Below are 6,332 nucleotides of genomic sequence, written 5' to 3'. Positions count from 1 at the left end.
CCCACATTTTTTGTACATTACTTATAATATTACTATTTTTGAAGTGATTTTACCAACCACCTTTTGTCTATTAGACCCGCTTTTTTTATTTTAGAATTGAATTAACATCCCAATCCAAATTTTGATCAAAGTACAAACATCCCTTTTCAATCTTCAGTGGCGATGGAATATTGTTATGATATAATTGTCCCGTTCCTAATCCCTGGTGTAATGTATTATGATGATACCCGTCAGACCACTTTCCAGCCTTTTTGCCTGCCCTTAGTGGTCTGACGAGGAGATTAGCTGTAAACTGGCTGATAGCATTTAACCCGATATTTGACTCCAGGGCAGAAGTGATCCACCAGCCTATCTCCAATCGTTCAGCTATTTCAATCCATTCTTTTGTAGATTGAAATCCGCCCAGCAGGGTCGGTTTTAACACGATATATTGAGGCATAATTGTTTCAAGCATCATTTTTTTTATTTCTTGATCATTAACTCCAATCAATTCTTCGTCTAAGGCAACAGGCACTGGTGTATCAGCACATAACTTAGCCACATTTTCCCAATTGTGATATAAAATTTCGTCCCGAGTACCCGGGATCGATTTTCGATTTTCGATTTTCGATTTTCCCGCTTTAATAGGTTGTTCTATTGAATGCAGATCGTATTCAGATAAGGTATTCAATCGTTCCAATGCCTGATCGTTCGAAAAAGCGCCATTGGCATCCACCCGCAAAATGATCTCTTTTGAGCTGTAGTCTCTCCTGACATCTTTCAACAATTCACATTCCTGGCGGAAATTTATAGCGCCAATCTTTATTTTAATACAATTAAATCCATGTTCTATTTTTTCCCGGATTTGCCTGCGCATAAAATCTTTATCTCCCATCCAGATAAGACCGTTAATGGGTATCGCATCTTCCCCCCTGGTGAAACGTGTATCGTAAATCAGGCGTACTCCCCCGTTCAAAAGGTCTAAAAATGCTGTTTCAATACCAAATTTTATTGAAGGATAATAATTTAGATCCGGATCACTTACTACCTCATCAACATCTGACGGACAATTAACGAATGACAATGATTGAATCTTCTTACAAATTTCCTGTAACTTCTCTTCAAAATCAGGTCTGTCATCAATGCTTAAACCTTTTAACACGCCACACTCCCCTATTCCAACGGTTCCTGGATCTATGGTATCAAAAATCCTGATAAAATAAGTATCTCTGCATTTTAATACATCCCTTGATGTACGGGCTTTAAATTTAAAATGAAGGGAGTATTTTTTATATTCGGCTTTGTAAGGCATGACTAATTAGTGCTTGTCTATAATGTCAAAAATATTCGTTATTAAATTTGCAAATAGCAATTTAAAAATTTAATATTGCGCAACAACCAAATTAGTTACCAAAAATTATTATCAAAATGAAAAAGTTATTGTATTTATTTTGCGCGCTGGTAATAGCTGCCTGCAGTCAAACAGAAAAACCCAATACCCCGGTTTTCATAAGCGGCACTATTGAAAACCCTAAATCTGATCTGATTCTTATCCGGGGTACTAAAGAACACGAAACAGTAGTTATTGATTCTATCAATGTTGATGAGAATGGAAAGTTTATATCGAGCTTTGAACTGGAGAAAGCCGGTTATTTTAAATTTTATCATGGCAGGGAACATACTGATCTGTTCTTAACGCCTGGTGATAGCCTATATATAAGCCTCAACATTGAAAAGTTTGATGAAACCATTCAATATAACGGCAAAGGAGCAGAGGTAAATAATTACCTGGCAAAAAAAGTATTACTGGAAGAAAAACTAAACGCGATCGGTTATCCCCAGCTTTATTCTCTTGAAAAGGAACAATTTATAGCCAGAGCAGATTCTGTAAAAAATGTAAGAGAAAATCATTTAAAAAAGTTTTTAAATAGCAATCAAAATATTAGTGAAAAATTCAAAAAATTCGAACAGGCCGACATTCTTTATTCAAGAGCATGGATGCTGATGAACTATCCTGATTACTATAAACGTTTTTCGAAAAAAGATTCAGTTAACCTTGGCGAAGACTATTACTCGTTCCTAACCCAATTGAATTTAAACGATGGCGAATTAATTGATTTGGGATTTTATACTATGTATTTAAAATCTTATCTCGATAAAAAAGCCAATGATGAATTTAAAAAAGATTCTACATTGAAAGATATTGACAATGCACTTACTGTAGTTAAATTACGTTTAACAAAGGAAATATTCACCGATGAAACAATAAAGAATTATATGCTGTATACTTTGATGGGCGCACAGATTAAATATGAGGGTATAAAAAACACGGAAGCATTAATGGCTGACTTTGTTAAAAACTGTACCGATCAAAAGTACCTAACAAAGGTCAAAGAGCTATATAGTAAATGGCAAAAGCTCGCTGAAGGTAAGCCTGCTCCTCTGTTTTCATATCCTGATATTAATGGAGATACCATCTCACTGAGTGATTTTAAAGGTAAATTTGTATACATAGATGTTTGGGCTACGTGGTGCGGCCCTTGCAAAGCTGAATTGCCCCACCTGGAAAAACTACAGGAACATTTCAAAGAAAATGAAAATATTGTATTCGTAAGTGTATCTGTTGATAATACCAAAGAGCCCTGGGAAAAGATGGTGAAAGAAAAAGAGATGAAAGGAGTCCAGTTGTTTGCGTTAGGTTGGTCTGCCATTACAAAAGATTACATGATCAATTCTATTCCACGATTTTTATTGATAGATAATGATGGTAAAATTATAGATGCAAATGCCCCAAGACCATCCGGAAAAATAAAGGAAATACTGGAGAATTTGAAAGGAATTCAAGCGTAGTTTATTTCCAGGTTGTTGTTTGTAGAAACTTGATGGTAGATGTTATTTGACACAAATAAGCCCTCAAATAATCACCTTTAAGCTTGATAGATTGTGATTTTTTACATGGTTTATTCCTCTTATTTGGTTATATAAACCATATAAAAACCTGGTAACATAAGGTAAATAAACCAAATATTTGGTTTATACAGTAGTATGCGAAATTGAGCTTGGAAAATAGCATACCTCACATTTATATAAAACTTCATCGCTTTTATTTTAGATTTTTGCTTAAATTTACAGCTCAACTTCGCATACAATCCTTAACGTTGGCGTGCATGCAAACAGGACGACCGACAGTTCTAACAAAAACGACATACCATGAAAAAACTGGCGACACTTTTGACAACACTTCTCATCTTGACGGCTTCGTACGGGCAAGAGCTGGAGACCTTGGGAGCAGGAGTAATTGACTTCTTATTGACCAACCCAAAGACGGCTAACCGAACCAATGCAACAGAAGCGGCTGCATTGAACGTACTCGGAAACCTGTTGAGTATTACAGCCCACAGAAAGCACCACATGAATGTTGCCAAAGCAGGGAGAAGTGAAATTGTAATCAATACAAACAGTGGTAACCAAGGGACAGTTTACTCCGACCAGCAAGGAAACGTATATCTGTTGTATAACGGGACAATCTATCCCATTTCGGCAGGACTCGTGAATCAAGCAAAGACAGTTCAGCCAGAAATAAAAAACAGCACATTGCCAGCTTACAACTGGACAGAATTAGAAAGAGAGTACAGATTTGAGAAAGAGGAGATTTTAACTGAATACATTTTGAATGAAAGCAAGGTAACGATTAAAGAAATAGCTGGTAGCAATGATATATCTGAAGAAGAAATATTTCTTAAGTTGATTTATTGTGAAGGGATAGGGAATATCTACGCTAAGATCTGCCATGAAGGTGCAATTGTGTCAAAAAATGAATATCCTAATGAATTATCTCGTAAACTGAAAAAAGTGTTTTCTAATGAAGTATTAATACACAGTAATGCTCTTTATGAAAGAAAATTAAAGAAATGCTGTCCTCTACAAAATCAAGGTATTTACACTCTTGGCAACTATAATGTGGTTCCTTACCAACGTTTTATAAATGGTCAAAACTGTACGGTTTTCATCAATGGCATCTTAATTAAAAGCGACAAGTTCAAGCACGAAATTGTCACAACATATACCTGTAACTGGTCAAAGGACTTTGAAAATGATGGGCTGGACTTGGATGATTTCCAAGGAATAAAGCGCTCCTTCTACAAGGGCGAGAGACAACTATTCGTCATGGGCTACACCACCGAGATAACTGGGACATGGACAATGGAAATCTATGAAGCATCGTCTGGCAAGACAGTTTACAAAAAAACAGGAACGGCAGACAAAGGTGGAAAAGTGGTGACAGTTGAGAAAGAGGGAGACAAATTAGCTGTGGGTATGTACATCTACAACTTCACTATAACGGCAGACGGACAGGACAAGATTTCAAAATCAGAGAAGTTCGAGATAATTGAGGATACAGAAAAAAAGTACGCCTCACCAAATACAGATCAATAAAGAATATCCCTACATATGTACTTTTTTGATTGTTGCTTTTGTGATATTAATTGGCAGACATTCTGGACTGCTGTAGGTGCTCTTGTAACCATCGGAGGTATCATCTATGCAGTTGTACAGTTGCGATCACAGGTATTCAATAACTTACAACGGATATTTACCGACTATAGATTTGCAGAAGCCAGAAAAAATGTTTTCAATATGCTAATCGAAAAAGATCACGAAAAAATAACATATCCAATCATTAGTAAATTGGAAGACGATATTGGAATAATATGTCGTAAGATGGACGAATTCTGCCATCGTACACCACTTGTTTCAGACAGAGAAAAAATTGAACTTTGGTGGAACCCTATTGGAAAAGCTTGGGGACTTCTTCAAGGTGTTGTCGAATATGAACGGGAAAAGGCCCATTGGAATAAAAAAGGTTCAAAAAAGAAGAAATGGAGAGAATTCGAGAACATGGGGCAAAAATGTCTCCTTGCGTTTCCAGCTAAACTTCCATCAAAGAAGAATGTAAAAGAATTCCAATTCGACAAAAAAGCGGAGGTCATCAAAGAATACTTCGAAAAGATAGTAAAAAACAGAAAATAAAAAAGCACGACACGCCAACAAAATGCAAAAAACACAGGGCTGACAGTGGTTCACGAGAGTTCGTTGCTCTTTTGCAGCTTTCTTCCCGGTGGACAGGCACGCAGGTCTTAAAGCCCTGCAATTTTTGCACAAACCGTTAGCTGATTGTATTACTGAAAAGCTGAGAACAGACAACTGAATAACCGAAAAACTGGTAACTGAAAACTGAAAAAACTGGAAATTAGGCAGAAGTTATTTCTTAATTGGTCCAGTGCTAAGCGCTGAAGTAGAGCTAACATCAAGCACCTGCTATAATCCTCTGACAATGCACCTCTGCTACAACTTTGATATTATTCAAATAAAAGACCTGAATATTGGTTTGTTTAACAGATCATTTTTATACGGTGACGGTCTTTTTGAAACCATACGGGTAAAAGACAATAATATACTTTTCCTTCCCGACCACTTTGAAAGGCTTTGTATTGGAATGTTGGCCTTGTCGTTATATCCACCTTCAAATTTTACACTTCAGTATCTAAGCCAAACAATTTATAAAATTATTAAAATCAATAATATTGGGAAAAATGCAAGGGTAAAAATACAGGTTTGGAGAAAAAATGATAAATGCCAGACTGGTTATACTCCTGACGGTACTGAAATTGATTTTTTTATTTCTGCTACCAATGCGCAGCCTTCAGCGAACAGAGTCAAAAACAATATATTATTTTTTTATGGTTATAAATTACACTATTCAATCTTTTCCAGATTCAAGACCTGCAATGCATTACCTTACATCCAGGCAGGTTTTGAAAAAAACCAACTTGGGGTTGATGATATGATATTGCTGGATATTAACGATAATGTTGCTGAATGTATCGATTCTAACATTTTCTGGATTAAAAACGACATACTGTTTACACCCAAAATAAAATCCGGATGTGTTGAGGGGGTGATGAGGAAAAATATTATTGACACAGCCAGGGAATTAAATATAAAGGTTGAGGAAGTGTTGGCCCCCAAAAAAGTATTATTAAATGCAGATCATGTATTTACCAGTAATGTCAATGCTATTCAACCGGTAGAACATATACAGTTTATAAAAAAATTCAGAACTGATTCTGAGATTTTGGAGCTTATTGTTAATAATATTTTGAAATAATTTTATTTTTTTTAAAATTAAATTTGGATTATAAAATAAAGATTTATACCTTTGCACCCGATTTAAAAAATTCGATGGAAGACCGATAAAAAACCCTCCTTCCAATCAATGGATTGACTGATTCAAAACCCTCTTATAGTTTTTTTAGGAACTATCCAATCAATAGCAGACTGATTCAAACCCC

The 6,332-nt window shown here is 35.8% G+C and carries 5 protein-coding genes; 4 read left to right on the top strand and 1 reads right to left on the bottom strand.

Features of this window, described 5'->3' with window-relative positions:
• Positions 1–85 precede the first annotated feature (85 nt).
• Positions 86–1,291 (bottom strand): o-succinylbenzoate synthase, encoded by a 1,206-nt coding sequence (locus tag FVQ77_11685; GenBank protein ID MBW8050975.1) that lies wholly within the window; start codon positions 1,289–1,291, stop codon positions 86–88.
• 116 nt (positions 1,292–1,407) lie between these two features.
• On the opposite strand from FVQ77_11685, the gene FVQ77_11680 reads away from it, so the two are divergent.
• From FVQ77_11680 to FVQ77_11665, 4 genes are all read left to right on the top strand, one after another.
• Positions 1,408–2,829, top strand: coding sequence for an AhpC/TSA family protein (locus FVQ77_11680; GenBank protein MBW8050974.1), 1,422 nt, complete (start codon positions 1,408–1,410; stop codon positions 2,827–2,829).
• 381 nt (positions 2,830–3,210) lie between these two features.
• The gene (locus FVQ77_11675) at positions 3,211–4,416 is read left to right on the top strand and encodes a hypothetical protein (protein ID MBW8050973.1); all 1,206 of its coding nucleotides are present in this window, start codon (positions 3,211–3,213) and stop codon (positions 4,414–4,416) included.
• Between the two features lie 201 nt (positions 4,417–4,617).
• Positions 4,618–5,010, top strand: a complete 393-nt coding sequence (locus tag FVQ77_11670) for a hypothetical protein (protein MBW8050972.1) — start codon at positions 4,618–4,620, stop codon at positions 5,008–5,010.
• A 250-nt stretch (positions 5,011–5,260) separates the two neighbouring features.
• Positions 5,261–6,148, top strand: a complete 888-nt coding sequence (locus FVQ77_11665) for an aminotransferase class IV (protein MBW8050971.1) — start codon at positions 5,261–5,263, stop codon at positions 6,146–6,148.
• The last annotated feature ends 184 nt before the right edge of the window (positions 6,149–6,332 follow it).

The organism is Cytophagales bacterium, assembly GCA_019456305.1.
Taxonomy (GTDB): Bacteria; Bacteroidota; Bacteroidia; order Cytophagales; family VRUD01; genus VRUD01.
The sequence above is the reverse complement of the archived record's forward strand: the minus strand, read 5'-3'. Positions and strand labels throughout refer to the sequence as shown.

Bases quoted from the DNA above. Each gene is read 5' to 3' on its own strand.
- FVQ77_11685 (MBW8050975.1), bottom strand. From the start codon at position 1,291: ATGCCTTACAAAGCCGAATATAAAAAATACTCCCTTCATTTTAAATTT.
- FVQ77_11670 (MBW8050972.1), top strand. From the start codon at position 4,618: ATGCTAATCGAAAAAGATCACGAAAAAATAACATATCCAATCATTAGT.
- FVQ77_11680 (MBW8050974.1), top strand. From the start codon at position 1,408: ATGAAAAAGTTATTGTATTTATTTTGCGCGCTGGTAATAGCTGCCTGC.